At 72.1% G+C, this 18,261-nt stretch carries 17 protein-coding genes and 1 tRNA gene; 7 read left to right on the forward strand and 11 right to left on the reverse strand.

The window, feature by feature from the left end:
• Position 1: 1 nt before the first annotated feature.
• From EV385_RS22905 to EV385_RS22920, 4 genes are all read right to left on the reverse strand, one after another.
• A complete protein-coding gene (locus EV385_RS22905) occupies positions 2 to 244 on the reverse strand; it encodes an acyl carrier protein (protein ID WP_130511318.1) in 243 nt (80 codons plus the stop codon).
• Between the two features lie 54 nt (positions 245 to 298).
• A complete protein-coding gene (locus EV385_RS22910; protein WP_130511319.1) occupies positions 299 to 1,249 on the reverse strand; it encodes a beta-ketoacyl-ACP synthase III in 951 nt (316 codons plus the stop codon).
• 31 nt (positions 1,250 to 1,280) lie between these two features.
• Complete coding sequence (locus tag EV385_RS22915) at positions 1,281 to 2,450, reverse strand: acyltransferase domain-containing protein (RefSeq protein ID WP_130511320.1); 1,170 nt, start codon at positions 2,448 to 2,450, stop codon at positions 1,281 to 1,283.
• Between the two features lie 119 nt (positions 2,451 to 2,569).
• Complete coding sequence (locus EV385_RS22920) at positions 2,570 to 3,769, reverse strand: PucR family transcriptional regulator (RefSeq protein ID WP_242625026.1); 1,200 nt, start codon at positions 3,767 to 3,769, stop codon at positions 2,570 to 2,572.
• 275 nt (positions 3,770 to 4,044) lie between these two features.
• On the opposite strand from EV385_RS22920, the gene EV385_RS22925 reads away from it, so the two are divergent.
• Both EV385_RS22925 and EV385_RS22930 read left to right on the forward strand, forming a co-directional pair.
• Complete coding sequence (locus EV385_RS22925) at positions 4,045 to 4,278, forward strand: hypothetical protein (protein ID WP_242625027.1); 234 nt, start codon at positions 4,045 to 4,047, stop codon at positions 4,276 to 4,278.
• Between the two features lie 146 nt (positions 4,279 to 4,424).
• A complete protein-coding gene (locus tag EV385_RS22930) occupies positions 4,425 to 4,988 on the forward strand; it encodes a TetR/AcrR family transcriptional regulator (protein WP_130511321.1) in 564 nt (187 codons plus the stop codon).
• A gap of 20 nt (positions 4,989 to 5,008) precedes the next feature.
• Here the strand turns inward: EV385_RS22930 and EV385_RS22935 are convergent, their stop codons facing one another.
• The 6 genes from EV385_RS22935 to EV385_RS22965 all read right to left on the reverse strand — a co-directional run bounded on the left by EV385_RS22935 (position 5,009) and on the right by EV385_RS22965 (position 12,174).
• The gene (locus tag EV385_RS22935; RefSeq protein WP_242625028.1) at positions 5,009 to 5,686 is read right to left on the reverse strand and encodes a hypothetical protein; all 678 of its coding nucleotides are present in this window, start codon (positions 5,684 to 5,686) and stop codon (positions 5,009 to 5,011) included.
• Positions 5,687 to 6,119: 433 nt separating this feature from the next.
• Positions 6,120 to 7,532, reverse strand: a complete 1,413-nt coding sequence (gene gltX, locus EV385_RS22940) for a glutamate--tRNA ligase (protein WP_130511323.1) — start codon at positions 7,530 to 7,532, stop codon at positions 6,120 to 6,122.
• A 13-nt stretch (positions 7,533 to 7,545) separates the two neighbouring features.
• Positions 7,546 to 7,674, reverse strand: a complete 129-nt coding sequence (locus EV385_RS22945; protein WP_278045002.1) for a hypothetical protein — start codon at positions 7,672 to 7,674, stop codon at positions 7,546 to 7,548.
• 280 nt (positions 7,675 to 7,954) lie between these two features.
• Complete coding sequence (aceE, locus tag EV385_RS22955; protein ID WP_130511324.1) at positions 7,955 to 10,693, reverse strand: pyruvate dehydrogenase (acetyl-transferring), homodimeric type; 2,739 nt, start codon at positions 10,691 to 10,693, stop codon at positions 7,955 to 7,957.
• A gap of 146 nt (positions 10,694 to 10,839) precedes the next feature.
• The gene (locus EV385_RS22960; RefSeq protein ID WP_130511325.1) at positions 10,840 to 11,244 is read right to left on the reverse strand and encodes a YjbQ family protein; all 405 of its coding nucleotides are present in this window, start codon (positions 11,242 to 11,244) and stop codon (positions 10,840 to 10,842) included.
• Between the two features lie 54 nt (positions 11,245 to 11,298).
• Positions 11,299 to 12,174 (reverse strand): metallophosphoesterase family protein, encoded by an 876-nt coding sequence (locus EV385_RS22965; protein WP_130511326.1) that lies wholly within the window; start codon positions 12,172 to 12,174, stop codon positions 11,299 to 11,301.
• Positions 12,175 to 12,628: 454 nt separating this feature from the next.
• Here EV385_RS22965 and EV385_RS22970 point away from each other — a divergent pair, with 454 nt between their 5' ends.
• The 4 genes from EV385_RS22970 to EV385_RS22985 all read left to right on the forward strand — a co-directional run bounded on the left by EV385_RS22970 (position 12,629) and on the right by EV385_RS22985 (position 16,138).
• Positions 12,629 to 15,007 carry a transketolase C-terminal domain-containing protein gene (locus EV385_RS22970; RefSeq protein WP_130511327.1) on the forward strand — a complete coding sequence of 793 codons (2,379 nt, stop codon included), beginning with the start codon at positions 12,629 to 12,631 and terminating at the stop codon, positions 15,005 to 15,007.
• 115 nt (positions 15,008 to 15,122) lie between these two features.
• Positions 15,123 to 15,557 (forward strand): DUF3052 domain-containing protein, encoded by a 435-nt coding sequence (locus EV385_RS22975; protein WP_130511328.1) that lies wholly within the window; start codon positions 15,123 to 15,125, stop codon positions 15,555 to 15,557.
• 5 nt (positions 15,558 to 15,562) lie between these two features.
• The gene (locus EV385_RS22980) at positions 15,563 to 16,042 is read left to right on the forward strand and encodes a peroxiredoxin (RefSeq protein WP_130511329.1); all 480 of its coding nucleotides are present in this window, start codon (positions 15,563 to 15,565) and stop codon (positions 16,040 to 16,042) included.
• Between the two features lie 24 nt (positions 16,043 to 16,066).
• Positions 16,067 to 16,138: transfer RNA gene (locus tag EV385_RS22985), tRNA-Val, on the forward strand.
• Between the two features lie 569 nt (positions 16,139 to 16,707).
• Here the strand turns inward: EV385_RS22985 and EV385_RS22995 are convergent.
• Positions 16,708 to 17,358 carry a ribonuclease FAU-1 family protein gene (locus EV385_RS22995; RefSeq protein WP_130511330.1) on the reverse strand — a complete coding sequence of 217 codons (651 nt, stop codon included), beginning with the start codon at positions 17,356 to 17,358 and terminating at the stop codon, positions 16,708 to 16,710.
• A 441-nt stretch (positions 17,359 to 17,799) separates the two neighbouring features.
• Here EV385_RS22995 and EV385_RS23000 point away from each other — a divergent pair, with 441 nt between their 5' ends.
• Positions 17,800 to 18,138 (forward strand): DUF952 domain-containing protein, encoded by a 339-nt coding sequence (locus EV385_RS23000; RefSeq protein ID WP_130511331.1) that lies wholly within the window; start codon positions 17,800 to 17,802, stop codon positions 18,136 to 18,138.
• Positions 18,139 to 18,261 lie beyond the last annotated feature (123 nt).

The raw sequence follows: 18,261 nt of genomic DNA on the forward strand, positions 1-18,261 counted from the left end.
GTCAGTGGTTCGCCTCGATGTAGGAGACGGCGTCGCCGACGGTCTTGAGGTTCTGCACCTCGTTGTCGGGGATCTTGACGCCGAACTTCTCCTCGGCGGCCACCACGACCTCGACCATGGACAGCGAGTCGACGTCCAGGTCGTCGGTGAAGGACTTCTCCTCGGCGACGTCGTCCGGGTTCACCCCGGCGACCTCCTCCAGGATCTCGGCGAGGCCGGACGTGATCTCAGCGCGGGTTGCCATTGTCGGTTGGTTTCCTCTCGGTGGTGGGACTTGCCTTGCGGCCGGACGGGCTGCTCAGGGACAGCGAACGACCTGGCCGGCGTAGGTGAGGCCGCCGCCGAAGCCGAACAGCAGGACCGGGGCGCCCGAGGGCACCTCGCGGCGCTCGATCAGCTTGGACAGGGCCAGCGGCATGCTTGCCGCGGAGGTGTTGCCGGACTCGACGATGTCCTTGGCCACGACGACGTTGGGGCCGAGGCCGAGCCGTTTGACGATGCCGTCGATGATGCGGGTGTTGGCCTGGTGCGGAACGAACGCGGCCAGCTCCTCCGGCGTCACCCCGGCCTTCTCGCAGGTCTGCCGCGCGAACGGCGGCAGCGCCGTGGTCGCCCAGCGGAAGACGATCTGGCCCTCCTGCTGGATGTACGGCCGCCAGCCCTCGATGCGCAGCACGTCGCCCTTGTCGGGCACGGAGCCCCACAGCACCGGCCCGACGCCGGGCTGCTCACCGTCGGGCACCGCGGTGACCACGGCCGCGCCCGCGCCGTCGCCGAACAGCACGGCGGTGGTGCGGTCGGTCCAGTCGGTGACGTCGGACAGCTTCTCCGCGCCGATAACCAGCGCGTTGCGGGCCGCGCCGGCGCGGATGGCGTGGTCGGCGGTGCCCAGCGCGTACGAGAAGCCGGAGCACGCGGTGTTCAGGTCGTACGCGGCCGGGGCGGTGATGCCCAGCCGGGCCGCGACCCGGGTGGCGACGTTCGGGCACCGGTCGATCGAGGAGCAGGTGGCCACCGTGACGAGGTCGATGTCGCCGGCGGTCAGCCCGGAGTTGGCCAGGGCCTTCTCCGCGGCGGCCGTGGCCATGTCCGCCACCGTCTCGGAGTCGGCCACGCGCCGCTCGGCGATGCCGACCCGGTCGCGGATCCACTCGTCGTTGGTTTCGATGATCTTGGCCAGGTCGTCGTTGGTGACGACGCGCGCGGGCTGGTAGTGGCCCATCGCGACGATGCGGGAACCCGCCGTCATGCTCCTGCTCCTTCTGTCGCGATCCCTCGGGTCACTGGTGTCCGCCGATGCGGGCGACCGGCTGGCCAGGCGCCACCGGGTCGTCGTGGTGGGCGAGCCACTCGGTGAGTACCCCGGCGGCGTGTGCCGCCACCTCCACGTTGCCCTGCCGGGTGACGATCTGTCCGACGATCTGGCCGGTACGCACGTCGTGGCCCTCGTCGAGGCCCTCGGCAGGCTGGAACGTGCCCGCGCTCGCGGCGACCACCACGCGGAACAGCGGGGTCGGCTCAAGGCTGGGCGCCACGCCGTGCCGGGCGATCAGGTCGCGCGCGGCCGGCAGGTCATCCGGGGAGTTGAGGGTGACGATCTCGGGAACGCCGTACGGCTTGAGCTCGCGCTTGATCAGTCCGGCCAGGGTGCCGGCGGGCGGCAGCTCGATGACCCCGGTCACCCCGAGGTCGCGCAGCGTACGCATGCACAGGTCCCAGCGCACCGGCGCGGTCACCTGGCGGACCAGGCGCTGCAGCACCTCGCGGCCGTGCACGACCGCGGCGCCGTCGAGGTTGGACAGCAGGATGCGGGCCGGATCGCTCACGGTCACCCCGCCGGCCAGCGCGGCGAGTGCCCGCTCGGCCGGCGCCATGTACGGGCTGTGGAACGCGCCCGCGACCGGCAGGGAGATGATCCGGGTCTTCGCCGGCGGCTCGGCGGCGAACTTGCCGAGCGCCTCGGTCGCCCCGGCGGCCACGATCTGTCCGGCGCCGTTGCGGTTGGCCGGGTGCAGACCGGCCGCCTCGATCGCGGCCAGCACCTCGGCCTCGTCGCCGCCCAGCACGGCGGACATGCCGGTCGGTTCGAGGGCGCACGCGGCGGCCATCTCGCGGCCGCGGACCCCGGCGAGGGTGACGGCCGCCTCGGCGGGCAGCACCCCGGCGAGGGCGGCGGCGCTCAGCTCGCCGACGCTGTGCCCGGCGACCAGGCCGACGTCGTACAGGGGCAGGTGCTCGGCGGCCAGCAGGGCGGCCGCCACCAGCAGCGGCTGGGTGCGCGCGGTGTCCTTGATCTCGTCGGCGCCGGCCTCGGTGCCGAGGTGGATCAGGTCGACGCCGGAGAGGGCGGACCACCACCGCAGCCGGGCCTCGGCACCGGGCAGTTCCAGCCAGGTGGCGAGGAATCCGGGCTTCTGGGCGCCCTGTCCGGGCGAGAGTACGGCGAGCACGCCTTGACTCTTCCGGATGTCCGGCCGCGGCGCGGTAGCCGCCAGGCACGAAACCGTACTACCAGCGTTGTGGTATTCCTACAAAAGCAAGACCGATACCTGAGATTTGTACGGGTTTGTCAGCCTGCTGGGTCAAGGCGGCCGATCGCCAGCGCCATCCGCAGCGCGAACGCGTCCCGGCCGTCCAGCGGCGACAGCCCGGTCACCTCGGCGACCCGCTTGAGCCGGTAGCGCACCGTGTTCGGGTGCACGTACAGCTCGCGGGCCGCGCTCTCCAGGACGGCACCGGCGGAGAAGAAGGCGTCCAGCGTCTCCAGCAGGCCGCCACCGGCCCGCAGCACCGCACCGTACGCATCGTGCCGCAGCGCCCGCCGCGCCTCCAGGTCCCCGGCCAGGGCCCGCTCGGGCAGCAGGGCGTCCGCCGCGACGGGGACCGGCGCACCCGGCCAGGCCGGGGCCGCCCGGAAACCCGCGAGGGCGGCCCGCGCCGACTCCGTGGCCTGGTCCAGCGACGGCACCGCCGGCCCGACCACGATCGGGCCCTCGCCGAAGCTCCCGGCCAGGTGCCCGGCGGTGGCCAGCGGGTCCAGCGCCCCACCCATCACCACCACGAGCCGGTCGCCGTGCACCCCGCTGATCACCTCGATCCGGGCGCGGCGGGCCGCCCGGTAGACCGTGTGCAGCACCGCGGTGATGTCGCCGCCCGGGGAGCGGCCGACCACCACCGCCACCGGCGGGGCGTCCGCCCAGCCCAGCGCGGCGGCCCGGCTGGCCAGTACGTCCGGGGAGTCGCCGCGCAGCAGCGCGTCCACCAGCAGGGCCTGCAGCCGGGCGTCCCAGGCGCCCCGCGACTCGGCGGCGCGGGCGTACACGCGGGCGGCCGAGAACGCGATCTCCCGGGAGAACTTGAGGATGGCCGTGGTGAGCGCCTCCTCCTCGCCGGCCGCTGCCAGCACGCGCACCTGGGACTCGGCCACGTCGATGGTGACCTTGATCAGCTGGACCGTCTGGGTCAGCGTGATCGACCGGGCGAGGGCCCGGGGTGCCGCGGCGAACACCTCGTCGGAGATCTCCTGCGGGCTGCTGGCCGCGGCGCCGCCCGAGCGCAGCCACTCCACCAGCGAGCGCACGCCCGCCTGGGCCACGAGCATGACCCACGAGCGCTGGTCCGCGGGCAGCGCCCGGAACCACGGCAGGGTCTCGTCCATCCGGCTGACGCTGGCGGTGGCCAGGGCACCGGCCCGCTGCTCGATGCGGCGCAGTGTGGCGGCCAGCGGCGGCTTGTCCGCCCCCGCACCCGGCGTCACCTTCTGTGCCACGTGATCCAGCCTGTCACGTCCGGGCCCACCGCTCCGCGCGGGCGCCGGATTTTCCGTCCCGGGCCGATCCGCGAGAAATTTTTCCGGCCATGTGCCCCGGCTTGGGCTCGGGTGTCCGAAATCGCGGTGCGCCCCGGGTGCGACTTCGGTCGGTGACCTGGCATGGTTTCGCCTAGCATTGCCGGCCACGGCACGGCCGGAGGGTTAACCCGGGCCGTGTGGTGCCGATGAAACGACGTGGCACGCGGACGGACGGCACGGCGAGGGGAGGCGAGATGACGGAGCAACCGGGCAGCCAGGTGGCAGCCGACGACGATCCGATCCCCGCCGACGATCCGCAGCCCGCCGCGACCGTCCCGGTCTCCGCCGAGGAGCCGGTCGGCGACGTGCCGCACCGCGGCGGCTGCCGGACATCCCTGCACGGCTGGGCCGGCGCCCACCTGCACGGCGCGGTCCGCCCGCGCCGCCGCGCGACCGGCCGAGGCCGCCCGCCCGGCCGGTGGTGCTAGCCCGCCCGGCTGGTGCCGCCAGCCAGCCCGGCTGGTGCTGCTAGCCCGCCCGGCTCACCCGCCCGGCTCACCCGCTCGGGTGGTTGGTGGGGCGGCAACGGGCGCGTCCGGCGGCGCGGGGGCACTCGCCCGGACACCGTGACGTGGTGGACGACAAACGGCGGCTCATCCTCGACCAGGCGCTTGCCCTCGTCGACGAGCAGGGGCTCGGTGCGATGTCGATGCGGGCCGTCGCGGAGCGCGTCGGGCTGACCTCGATGGCTCTCTATCCGTACGTCGGGGGCAAGGACGCTCTGCTCGACGGGCTCGTCGACCTGTTGCACAGCGAACTCGGCACCGAGTACGGGTCGGAACTGTCCGACATCGACTGGCGTGACCGGCTGCGTGCCCTGGGCCGGGCCGTACGGGCGCTCGCCCGCAAGCATCCGGCCGCGTACCCGTTGTTGTTGAACCGGCCCGCGGCCGGAGCCTCCGCGTCCTGGCTGACCGCCGCGCTGCGCGGCACCCTGCACGACGCGGGCGTGTCGGCCCCAGCCGTGCCCCGGCTGACCCGGATGATCTGCGCGTTCCTGCTCGGCTACACGACCGGGGAGGTCACCGGCGGGCTGCCACCGGGCGACGACGTGGCGCAGGTGGACGCGGCCGCGGAGTTCGACGCGGACCTGGAGGACCTGGTCCGGCTCGTCGAGGTGGCCGCCGAGCAGCGATGATCCGAGCGTTGGCCCCGGCGTCAGACCTTGCGGCGGATCAGGAACGCGATGCTGCCGAGGCCGATCATGATGAGCACGACGACCGCGCCATTGAGCATCAGCAGCTCGCGCATCTCGGTCAGCAGGGCGTCGACCCCGGCCGCCGCGTCCAGCTCCTCGACCTCGACCTGCTGACCGATGCCGCCGCCGATGCCGCCGCTGAGGACGTCCGGCTTCGGCTCCAGCGGCACCCCGCTGGCCCGCAGCGACTCGCGCATGCTCAGCCGCCCGTAGAACCAGGCGTCCGAGCTCTTGCCCTCCGGCTGGCGGCCGGGGCGGTGCGCGCGCGGGCCGCCCTTGGCCAGGGGGAACAGCTCGAACACCCGGAACGGCTCGCCCTTGACCAGCACGGTGACCGTGTACTTGGGGCCGAGCCGGTTCGCCGGCGGCGCGACCGTCTGGGACCGCGCGCCGGACAGCCAGCTCACCTCGCTGAGCATCCGGTCGAAGAGCTGCCGTTGCACGGCCGCCTCGAGGACGAGCTTGCCCTCGAACTCCTTGCCGGTGATCTCCAGGGAGGTCGGGCCCGGGGGTGCCTTGGGCCCGGCCAACGGCCCGGCCGCGGCATCGGTGGCGACGAGTGTCCGGATGCTCGCGGGCGGTCGCGACGCGGCATGGGCCGAGGGCATGAGTCCGAACGCGAGGGCGACCGCGGCCACGGTCGCTCCGGTCGCCGCCAAGAATCGTGCAAAAGCCCTTCGTACCATCGTCCGGCCTCCCCGCCCCGTGGACATGGCTTTGTGTAGAGCTGGTCGCGCCACGGCGGACAGGTGAGGTCCGGCGCCGGCACGGCGCGGTACTGCCAGCCTTTCCCGGACGGTGGTCGGCGCGCATCTGCCGATAGGCTGAACTGCGGCTGACTGGGATTGGCTGAGCGGCGACGACAGCCGTTGATCAGCGGCCGAATAGTACCCACCGGCGGCAAGATGGTGGGGGCATGGTCACCCGTGCAGATGACGGGTGAATTCAGCCGACCGTCACGTCGGCGCGACTGTCCGCCATGGAAACCGGGCCATTGGCGGTAATCGGGCCCGCCGAGCGCGGCAAAGGCGGTCGGCGGGCGGCGCCGGTGGGTTCAACCGGTGTCTGAGATCACCCCGCGAGACGCGCGCGGGCCGCCGCGAGCCGGGCCAGCACACGCTCCCGGCCGAGCACCTCGAGGGACTCGAAGAGGGGCAGGCCCACCGTGCGCCCGGTCACCGCGACCCGGATCGGCGCCTGCGTCTTGCCCAGCTTCAGCCCGCGCTGCTCGCCGACCCGTTCCAGTGCGGCCTTGAGCGGTTCCGCGGTCCAGGTGGCGAGCGCGCCGAACTCCTCGGCGGCGGCGTCCAGGATGTCCGCTGCGCCCTCCTTCATGGCCTTTGCCCAGGACGCGTCGTCGGCCGGTGGCTCGTCGAGGAAGAGGAAGTCGACGTACTCGACGATCTCGCCGAGCACCGCGATCCGGGTCTGCGCCAGCGGGGCCACCGCCGCGAACAGGGCCGCGTCGAACGCCTCCGGGCGCCACGGCGGTGCCGGGATCGTCTGCGTGCCGTGCAGCCACGGCGCGCACGCCGCGACGAAGTCCTGCTCGGACAGCGCCCGGATGTACTCGCCGTTGAACGCGCGCAGCTTCTTGACGTCGAAGAACGCGGGGGAGTGGTTCACGTCCTCGAGCCGGAACTCACTCTCGACCACGGACCACGGCACGATCTCCCGGTCGCCCGAGGGCGCCCAGCCCAGCAGCATCAGGTAGTTGCGCATCGCGTCGGCGAGGTAGCCCTCGTCCCGGTACGCCTCCAGCGCCACCTTGTCCCGGCGCTTGGACAGCTTCTGCCGCTTCTCGTTGACGATGACCGGCACGTGCGCCCACACCGGCGGCTTGACCCCCAGCGCCTCCCACAGCAGCTGCTGCTTCGGCGTGTTGGGCAGGTGCTCCTCGGCGCGGATCACGTGGGTGATGCCCATCGACATGTCGTCCACCACGTTGGCCAGAAGGAACACCGCCGAGCCGTCGCTGCGGGCGATGACGAAGTCCTCGATCAGCCGGTTCTCGAACGTCGGCTCGCCACGGACCAGGTCGACCACCACGGTCTCGCCCTCGTCCGGCGTACGGAAACGCAGCGCCCGGCCCTCACCCGGCCCGAGCCCGCGGTCGCGGCAGAAGCCGTCGTAGCCGGTGTGCTTGTTGCCCGTCCGCGCGACGGCGTCCTCGCGGGTGCAGTCGCAGTAGTAGGCCCGGCCCTCGGCGTACAGGCGGGTGGCGGCGGCGGTGTGGTCGGCCGCGTACGACGACTGGTAGTGCGGGCCCTCGTACGTGCCGCGCTTGATGCCGATCCAGTCCAGCGCGGAGAGGATGCCCTCGGTCCACTCGGGACGGTTGCGGGCGGCGTCGGTGTCCTCGATCCGCAGGACGAACACGCCCTGCGTCTGCTGGGCGACGATCCAGTTCTGCAGGGCGGAGCGGGCGCCGCCGACGTGGAACATTCCGGTCGGCGACGGGGCGAAACGTACGCGTACTGTCACGCGCCCAGCCTACCTAGGCGACCGAACGAATTTTCACCACCATGACCGACCCGCGTTGCGTCACCCCGGCGGTCACCGCGTACAGGGTGGGATAACCCCCGAGGTGGGTGACCAGCGGGGCCGCCAGCGCGGGCCCGAGCACCTGCGGCGCCCCGTCGTAGGCGATCTTGAAGACGTCGGGTTCGCAGCTGACCGGAATTCATCAACGGGCCCCTGCGAGACGCGCCCATGACGTGACGCGGGGCCCGCACGACAACGGGGCCCGCACGACGACGGGGCCCCACGACATGGGGCCCCACGACATGGGGCCCCACGACATGGGGCCCCACGACATGGGGCCCCACGACATGGGGCCCCACGACATGGGGCCCCACGACGTGGGGCCCGCCGCGACGCGACGGGCCCCGACATCGACTACCGGATCAGCTGTCCCCGCCGGTCTCCCCGACCGGGGCCGCGTTGACGTCGTCGATCGCGTACTTCTTGGCGGCCTCCGCCGGTACGTGCGGCGGCACCTCGCCGCGCAGGGCGAGCTGGCGCAGCGTCGCCACCGTGATCGACTCCGCGTCCACGTGGAAGTGGCGGCGCAGCGCGTGCCGGGTGTCGCTCATGCCGAAGCCGTCCGTGCCCAGCGACGTCCAGTCGTTCGGCACCCACCGGGAGACCAGGTCCGGCACGGCCCGCATCCAGTCGCTGACCGCCACCGCCGGGCCGCGCGAGCCCTCCAGCTTGCGCGCGATGTACGGCTTACGCGGCTCGTCGCCCGGGTGCAGCAGGTTGTGCTCCTCGGTCTCGACCGCGTCGCGGCGCAGTTCCGTCCACGACGTCACCGACCACACGTCCGCCGCGACCCCCCAGTCCTGGGCCAGCAGCGCCTGCGCCTTCAACGCCCACTGCATGCCGGTACCGGAGGCCAGCAGCTGCGCGGCCGGGCCGCCGGTCTGCGGCGCCGCCGCGTACCGGTAGATGCCCTTGAGCAGGCCCTCGACGTCCACACCCTCCGGCTCGGCGGGCTGCAGGATCGGCTCGTTGTAGACCGTCAGGTAGTAGAAGACGTTCTCCTGCCGCTCGCCGTACATGCGGTGCAGGCCGTTCTCCATGATGTGCGCGATCTCGTACGCGAACGCCGGGTCGTACGCCACCACGGCCGGGTTGGTCGCCGCGATGAGCAGCGAATGCCCGTCCTCGTGCTGCAGGCCCTCGCCGTTGAGCGTCGTGCGCCCCGCGGTCGCGCCGAGCAGGAAGCCGCGGGCCATCTGGTCGGCCGCCGCCCACAGCTCGTCCGCGGTGCGCTGGAACCCGAACATCGAGTAGAAGATGTACAGCGGGATCATCGGCTCGCCGTGCGTGGCGTACGACGTGCCCGCCGCGGTGAAGCTGGCGCACGAACCGGCCTCGTTGATCCCCTCGTGCAGGATCTGGCCGTTGGTGGCCTCCTTGTAGGACAGGAACAGCTCCCGGTCCACCGAGGTGTACGTCTGACCGTGCGGCGAGTAGATCTTCCGGGTCGGGAACAACGAGTCCATGCCGAACGTGCGGGCCTCGTCCGGGATGATCGGCACCCAGCGGGCCCCGAACTCCTTGTCCTTCATGATGTCCTTGAGCAGCCGGACGAACGCCATCGTGGTGGCGACCTTCTGCTTGCCCGAGCCTCGCTTGACGTCGCCGAACTTCTCCGAAGCCGGGATCGCCAGCGGGATCGTCGTGGTCCGCCGCGACGGCAGGTAGCCGCCCAGCTCCCGCCGACGCTCCTGCAGGTACTGCACCTCCTCGGACTTCTCGCCCGGGTGGATGTACGGCGGTAGGTACGGGTTCTCCTCCAGCTGCTTGTCGCTGACGTCGAGGTAGAGCCGGTCCCGGAAGCTCTTCAGGTCGTCCAGGGTCAGCTTCTTCATCTGGTGCGTCGCGTTGCGCGCCTCGAAGTGCGAGCCCAGCGTCCAGCCCTTGATCGTCTTGGCCAGGATCACGGTCGGTTGTCCGGTGTGGTTCACCGCCGCCTGGTACGCCGCGTACAGCTTGCGGTAGTCGTGGCCGCCGCGCTTGAGACCCCAGATCTCGTCGTCGGACATGGCCTCGACCATCTTGCGGGTGCGCGGGTCACGGCCGAAGAAGTGCTCACGGACGTACGCGCCGGACTCGCCCTTGTAGGTCTGGTAGTCGCCGTCCGGCGTCACGTTCATGAGGTTGACCAGGGCGCCGTCGCCGTCCGCGGCCAGCAGCGGGTCCCACTCCCGGCCCCAGATGACCTTGATGACGTTCCACCCGGCACCGCGGAAGAACGACTCCAGCTCCTGGATGACCTTGCCGTTGCCGCGTACCGGGCCGTCGAGGCGCTGCAGGTTGCAGTTGATGACGAAGGTGAGGTTGTCCAGCTCCTCGCGGGCGGCCACGCCGATCGCGCCGAGCGACTCCACCTCGTCCATCTCGCCGTCGCCCAGGTACGCCCACACGCGCTGGTCGCTGGTGTCCTTGATCCCGCGGTTGTGCAGGTACCGGTTGAACCGGGCCTGGTAGATCGCGTTCAGCGGGCCGAGGCCCATGCTGACGGTCGGGAACTCCCAGAAGTTCGGCATCAGCCGCGGGTGTGGATATGACGGCAGGCCGCCACCCGGATGCGACAGCTCCTGACGGAACCCGTCGAGCTGGTCCGCGCTCAGCCGTCCCTCCAGGAACGCGCGGGCGTACATGCCCGGCGACGCGTGGCCCTGGAAGAAGACCTGGTCCCCACCACCCGGGTGGTCCTTGCCGCGGAAGAAGTGGTTCATGCCGACCTCGTAGAGGCTGGCGCTCGACGCGTACGTCGAGATGTGGCCGCCCACGCCGATCTCCGGGCGCTGCGCGCGGTGCACCAGCATCGCGGCGTTCCACCGGGTCAGCCGGCGGATCCGGCGCTCCAGGCTCTCGTCACCGGGGAACCACGGCTCCGCCTCCGGCGGGATCGTGTTGATGTAGTCGGTGGCGGTCAGCGGCGGGACGCCGATGTGTCGCTCCCGGGCGCGCTCCAGCAGGCGCAGCATGACGTACCGGGCTCGTTTGGCACCGCGGTCGTCGATGACGCCGTCGAGCGACTCGACCCACTCCGAGGTTTCCTCAGGGTCGATGTCCGGAAGCTGGCTCGGCAGGCCATCGCTGATCACCGGGCGCTTGCGCTCCGTGGCCACAGGCATTCCTCTGGGTTCGTGTCGGACCGCGGGCCCCCAGTGTCAGGGCGCGCGGGAATGTCTCCATCCTGCCCCCTGACGGTGGCTGGCGTCACGCCTACCTGCCCCGTACGCGACGCTCGACACAGGTACTGACCAGTAACTTTTCATCCTTCGAGGAAGGAGAGGCGGACCTGCCGGCTCGGGTTGTCGCCGTTCGGGTCGACGAGGCAGATCGACTGCCAGGTGCCGAGCGCGATCCTGCCGCTGATCACGGGCAGTGTCGCGTACGGTGCGATCCACGCGGGCAGCACGTGGTCACGGCCGTGTCCGGCCGAACCGTGCCGGTGCCGCCACCGGTCGTCGGCGGGCAGCAGCTCGCCGATCGCGGTCAGCAGGTCGTCGTCCGAACCGGCGCCGGTCTCGATGATCGCCACCCCGGCCGTCGCGTGCGGCACGAACACGTGCAGCAGGCCGTCACCGCGGCCCGTGACGAACGCTTCCGCCTCCCGGGTGATGTCGACGACGGTCGGACGGCTGCCGGTCCGGACGGTGATCACCTCGGTGCGCACGCGCCCGAGTCTGCCACGCCCGGTGGCACCGCGCGTGTTTCGCCCGCCCCGCGCTCAATGGCACGCGCCCGAGCCGGAATCGGTGAAGCGCGATCCCGGCACCCCCAGGAACTGCCACCGGTATGCGCCGGGGGCCAGGGTCAGCCGCAGCACCCCGTACGTCCGGTCATTGCGGACCTGGCTGTTCGCCGCCCGCCGCCCGAACGTGTGCAGCGGGGCGCCCCCGGTGCCCACCACGAACGCCCGGATGCCGCGCACCGGGTCGGAGCGCCCGTCGGCGTCCTGCGGCGCGAACCGCTCGTACGTGTGGTTGTGCCCGGCCAGCAGCACCTCCACCCCGGCCGCCCGCAGGGTGCGCACCAGCGGCCGGGTCGCGGTGGCCGGCGGGTGCCGGGCGACGGAGGTGAACAGCGGGTGGTGCGCCAACGCCACGGTGCACCGCGCCCCCGAGGCGGCCAGGTCCGTACGCAGCCAGCGCTGCTGCGCCGAGCCGGACCGGCAGGAGACCTCGCCGCAGTTCGTGTTGAGCACCACGACATGCCAGCTGCCCACGTTGAAGGAGTAGTAGCCGCGCCCCCGCGGCCCGGCCGCCGCGCCGAAGTAGTCGAAGTACGGCCGCGCTCCCGCGACGTGGTACTCGTGATTGCCCACGGCCGGGCGGGTGCGCGCGCGGAAACGGCCCCATCCCGGCCCGTAGCAGCGCCGGAAGTCGGCCGCGGTGCCGTCGGGGTACGCGTTGTCGCCCAGCGTGAACACCGTGCCCGGCTGCGCCGCCACCAGCGCGGCCGTCCGGTTGTCGGCGGTGCTCTCGCAGGTGGCGATGTCCCCGGCGCCGACCAGCACGGGGACCGCCGCCGTGGCGCCCGCCTCCGCCTCCGCCTGCGCGGCGCCCGCCTGCCCGCTGCCCGCCGGGCCCGGGCCGGGCGGCATCGGGCCAGGCGACGTCGGGCCGGGCGGGGTCGGCCCGGTCCGGGTCGTCGCGTCCGCGCCGGCTGTGGGCGGGCTCGCCGTCCGGTCAGCCGGCGCGGTGGCCGGCCCCGAACCCTCCGAGCACCCGACGGGCGCGGCCAGCGCCAGCGCGGCCGTGGCCGCGAGAGCGATCCGCCCGGACCTCGGCCTGTCCCACATAGCGCATCGCCGCCCGTCGTCTCACGTGTACAGGTCGAGGACCAGGAAGGTGAGTGCGACGGCCGCGAACCAGACCGCCCCCAGCGCCAGCCGCACGACGAGCGACCGCAAGATCATGTACCGAGTACAGCACCGGCGGCCGGTCCGCCGCAGCACTTCGCCGGAATCGACGCGACACACGGGCGACCGTGCCCGAGTGGATCGCGCGCGCTGTCAAGGCGGACTTCCGACATGGCAGTGCTCGCGCGGGTCGGCAATGCTGGGTCGCGTGACCACCCCGCAGAACCTCGACGAGCGGTTCCGCGACGCGGTGTCGGCGCTGTCGCGCCCGTCCTCGCGCCGTACGCCCGACGAGCCGGTCCGCGACGGCGCCGACCTCACCGGCGCGCGGGCCCGCCAGCTGTTCGACGCCCAGCTCACCAGCCGCCACCTCGACCTCGCCGCCCGCTGGCTGCGCAGCTTCAACGAGGGTTTCCACCCCGTCGGCGCCGCCGGCCACGAGGGCAGCGCCGCCGTGGCCGCCGCGCTGCGGGGCGACGACCCGGCCCTGCTGCACGACCGCTCCGCCGGGTTCTACTGTGCCCGCGCCGCGGCCGCCGCCCTGACCAGCGCGTCAGCCGTGCCGACCAGCGTCGCGCCCACGCCCGCCGGGGGCCCGGCCAGCACCGGCGAGCCCGACCACGAGCCCGGTGACCCGTTCATCGAGGCCGCCCGCGACGTGCTGCGCAGCGTGGTCGCCTCGGCCAGCGAGGCCATGTCCGGGGGCCGCCACCGGGCCCTCGGCCACACCGACCTGCACATCGTGCCGACCACCTCGGCGGCGGCCGGGCACCTGCCGCGCGCGGTCGGCCTCGCCTTCGGCCTCACCCGTGCGGATGAACTTGACGGCGTCGCCCGCCCGTGGCCCGCCGACGCCATCGTGATCGCCTCGGTCCGCGCCACGGCCATCGACCACGCCGACGCCGTGACCGCGCTCAACACCGCCGGGCGGCACGACCACGCCGGGCAGCGTCTGCCGCTGCTCGTCGTCTGCGAGGACGACGGACCCGGCCGCGCGGCGGGCCGGCCCACCGGCTGGGTCGCCGACATGCTGCGCTCCCGGCCCGGCCTGCGGTACACGGCCGCCGACGGATGCGACCTGGTCGCCACGTACGCGGCCGCCGCCGAGGCCGCCGGATGGGTACGCGAGCACCGGCGCCCCGCCGTGCTGCACCTGTCCATGGTCCCGCTGCTGCGGCCCGCCGCCGCGGAACCCGGGGGCGCCGCGAACGGCATCCCCGCCGCCCGCACGCCCGCCGACCGGCTCGCCGAGGACCTCGCCCGCGACCCCCTCGTCGGCACCGCCCGGCTGCTCGTCGAAGCGGGCCTGGCCGATCCGGACGAGCTCATCGCCCGCTACGACGAGGTGGGCTGGCAGGTCCGCAAGGTCGCCGAGGAGGTACTGGGCGAACCGAAGCTCACCACGGCGGCCGAGGTCGTCGCTCCGCTGGCGCCCCGGCGCCCCGTCCGGGTCGCCCGTACCGTCGCCGACGTCGCCACCCGCGCCGCCGGTGCCGGTGCCGCCGCCCGGGCCGCCGCGTTCGGCGGCCGGGCCCCCGAAGACGCCGGACCGCTGACGCTGGCGCAGACCATCAGCGCCACGCTCACCGACGCGCTGCTGGCCGCCCCCGGCGCCGTGGTGTTCGGCGACGCCGTGACGGCGCGCGGCGGCTACGGGATCACCGGGCAGCTGCGCGAACGGTTCGGACCGGCGCGGGTCTTCGACACCCCCGGCGACGAGACCTCCGTGCTCGGCCTCGCCCTCGGCGCCGGGCTGGCCGGGCTGCTGCCCATCCCGCAGATCCGGCACCTGGCACACCTGCACCAGGCCGCCGGACAACTGCGCGGCGAGGCCGCCACGCTGCCGTTCGCCAGCGCCGGAGGGCTGCGCAACCCGCTGGTGATCCGGGTCGCCGGGCTCGCCCACGGGCAGCCGGGCCCCGAGCACGCCACCGACGACCACTCCGTCGCCGCGCTGCGCGACGTACCCGGGCTCGTCGTGGCCGTACCCGCCCGCCCGGCGGACGCCGCGCCCATGCTGCGCTCCTGCCTGGCCGCGGCCGCGGTCGACGGCTCTGTCTGCGTGTACCTGGAACCCATCGCGCTCTACCACACCCGCGACCTGCGCCAGCCGGGCGACAACGAGTGGTTGTCGCCGTACGCGCCGCCCCGGGAGTGGGCCGCCGGGCACGTGCCGATCGGCCGCGCCCGGGCGTACCCCGCCGGCTCCGGGGAGGATCTGACCATCCTCACGTTCGGCAACGGCGTACACATGTCCCTGCGGGTTGCCGCCCGCCTGGCCGAGGAAGGCTACGGAGCCCGTGTGGTCGATCTGCGCTGGCTCAACCCGCTGCCCACCGCCGACCTGGTCCGGGAGGCCAAGGCCACCGGCCGGGTGCTGATCGTCGACGAGACCCGCCGCTCCGGCGGCGTGGGTGAAGGCGTCCTCGCGGCGCTGGTGGACGGCGGTTTCGTGGGCGCCGCCCGCAGGATCGCCGCAGCCGATTCGTTCATTCCGCTCGGTCCGGCGGCGCAACACGTCGTGATCGGGGAGGATGCCATCACACAGGGTGCCCACGCCCTGCTGGCACGGTAAATTGCCTCACACTCGGTGCGCCACTTGCGCCCGGGCCAGCAAGTGTGTGGACTACCCCCAAATAAGGTCGGCACCTTGGCCGGCCGCAGCGCAAGAGGTGAGGAGGCATTCGACTGTGAGCGCGACCGCTGGTCAGGCCGCCGACGGCGTACGTAGCCTGGCGGACCGGTTCGGCCTGGAGCCGAGCATGGTGGTCATGGAGATGGGCTACGACGACGACGTCGACGAGGATCTCCGTGAGGCCCTGACCGAACGCGTGGGAGACCTGGTCGACGAGGACACCGACGAGGTGGTCGACGCGGTGCTGCTGTGGTACCGCGACGGCGACGGTGACCTGTTCGAGCTGCTCACCGACGCCCTGGGCCCCCTCGCCGACAACGGCGTGGTATGGCTGCTGACCCCCAAGGCCGGGCGTGACGGCCACGTCGAGCCCAGCGAGATCAGCGAGTCCGCGCCCACCGCGGGCCTGCAGCAGACCTCCACCGTCAACGCGGGCAAGGACTGGACCGCACACCGGCTCGTCTCGCCCCGGGGCGCGAAGAAGAAGTAGTCGCGATGCCCCTCGACACCGGCGCCCAGGCGCCGGACTTCGCCCTCAGGGACCAGAACAACCAGGAGATCAGGCTCGCCGATTTCCGGGGCCGCAAGGCCGTTCTCCTGGTCTTCTACCCGCTCGCGTTCACCGGCACCTGCCAGGGGGAACTGGCCGAGATCCAGGCACACCTGCCCGAGTACGCCAACCCGGCCGTCCAGGTGCTCACCGTCAGCGTCGACTCGCCGTACAGCCACAAGGTGTGGGCCGAGCGGGAGGGCTGGGACTTCCCGCTGCTGGCCGACTTCTGGCCGCACGGGGCGGTGGCCAGCGCGTACGGGGTCCTCGACGCCGAGCGCGGCCACGCCGAACGCGCCACCTTCCTGATCGACGCCGCCGGGGTGGTGCGCTTCGCCGAGGTGGGCCAGCCGGGGCGGGCCCGCGACCAGCGCGCCTGGCGGGAGGCCGTCGCGGACCTTGAGGTGGACATCAGGGTACGATGACGGCTCCGGTTCGCCGCGCGACCCGGGCGCGTAGCTCAGTGGGAGAGCACTCGCCTTACAAGCGAGGGGTCGTTGGTTCGAAACCAACCGTGCCCACCGTTCCGACCAGCAGCGGAGCAATCCGCAAGATCCATCGGGCGGCTGTTGACAGCAACGAGGTTCACGACAGCCGCCCGTCCAGCTTTCCCAGCGCTGACGCATCGCCTCCGGGTTCGTGTGCGCGTAGATCTTCGAGGTGATCTTCACGTCGGCGTGCCGAGCGATCGCTTGGACCACGTGCGGCTGGACGCCCCGCTCCATGAGCGAGGAGATTGGGTTGGACATCCGAGTCAGCGGGCTGCTGGCCGTGGACTGGGCACCGCATCCCGACGAGGGCGACAAGGTGCTCTTGATCTTTGACGGTGGCGGCCTGTCGCCGGAACAACTCGACGCCATCCGCTTCGTTGACTGTGAGGCTAGGGAATGGTCATTCGTCGACATGGCCAGACTTCAGGACCCCACGATCCCCCGGCTGAAGCAGACGGATCCGCGAGGCGTTGCGCGCCCACAAGAGCGCACGGGCGGTGTACCTAAAGGAAGGCTCGGCGCCCGCGTGAATCTGCTACCGGGCAGACACTCTCCGATCCGCACCGTGACGGACGCTGCCCTATCGACAGCGGACTCGGTCACGGCGCAGCCAGGTGAGGTCGATCCCAGTCAGGCGGCAAGGATGCCGTCGACCAGGCCGAGTCCGGCTGATAGTCGGTCCAGCGCCCGTCAAACGGGAACGCGCCCTGCGCCGCAAGCGACATAAGGCGCTCACCCGTCGCTCGGATTTCAGGAGCTTGCTCAGCGGTCCACCGGCCGGGCTGGCCCGTCAGCGCTGCGAACTCGTCTTCGTCCTTCCACCGCCCGACACGGTCTGGTGTGATCCATACATCGAGGGCCCGATCCGCCGTGTCGATCACACGCAGACTGTCACACTCCCAGCGGACACGCGGGGATTCGAGGTTCACATACCAGCCCTCGAACTGGCCGTTGACATTGAAGAACCACCACAATGACCAGTCACCGTCGGCTGGGGCGTACTTCACGATTCCCGGACCTCGCCAGGTTGCAATCTTGCGGACTCGTGGCAGGTGTAGGCGCTCGGCGATTGGCAGATCCCGCAGACCTCGTCCGTCGGCCAGAACGGACTCGACTTGCGGACTTCCAGGAGCAATCCACAACGCGAGCCCGTCCGGGTTGTCGGCAATGACCCTTCCAACGCGTACGAATCCTGCGCGTCCCTGCCGTCCGTACCGGTACAAGACGGTATCGCCGTAACTCCATGCCATGTGTGGACCGTACGGGGCGGAGTTGAGCTGAGTTCGTCAGCCGTCGGACGACCAGGCGACGGCGGGCCGCCCATACGACCTGCGGCGCTCCAGCATTCTGGGTCTGTTACTACCAACGGCGAGCGGTCCTGCCGGTCACCGTTCTGGCGCGCTGGCGTACGCGACGCCTTCCAGCGCATCTCGTGAAAGGTCTTCGGATACGCCACCGACACCTTCACCGGCGAGTGGGGAGCCCTGTACAAGTTCGGTGACGCCCTGTACTCGTTGGCGCAGTTCCTGCAAGAGGTCGGCATCGCTCGGCAGGGCCATCTGCCGGTGGCGGTGGTAGCTGACCCCGCTGTTGTCGCCCTGCCCCTCCCGTTCGTCGGGTGAGTCCTGGCGCTACCTGATCTCGCGCGGGTCGCGTCGTCGATACGGCGGCTCGTCTGCGAGGGTGATCGGGTGCTGATCTATAAGATCCTGCTGCCCTCCGAGTGGGCCGAGCTTGAGGCCGCAGGACACTTCGATGGTTCACCGGACGATCGCAGCAGTGGGTTCATTCACTGCTCCACCCGTGAGCAGGTTGCGGACACCGCCGCGCGGGTGTTCGGGCAGGAGCCGAAGCTCGTGGTGGTGGCGGTGGATGCCGAGGTGCTCGGCGGGGCTGTGCGGTGGGAGGAGGCACCCACCAGGGGCGACGTGTTTCCGCATGTGTACGGGTCGCTGCCGAGAACGGCCGTGGCGGCGGTGCATGAGATTGCCGGTGCATCCGCTGTGGACGAGGTGTTACCGCTGGAATGACGCGCGGCGTGGCGGTCTGGTCAGGCGTCGGTGAGGCTTGCCGGTGGCCAGGTCGCCGACCGCGCAGCGACCAACGAGCTTCTTCCAAACGGACGCTGCTTGATCCCGTCCAGGTCTACCATC

This window comes from Krasilnikovia cinnamomea (assembly GCF_004217545.1).
Lineage (GTDB): Bacteria > Actinomycetota > Actinomycetes > Mycobacteriales > Micromonosporaceae > Actinoplanes > Actinoplanes cinnamomeus.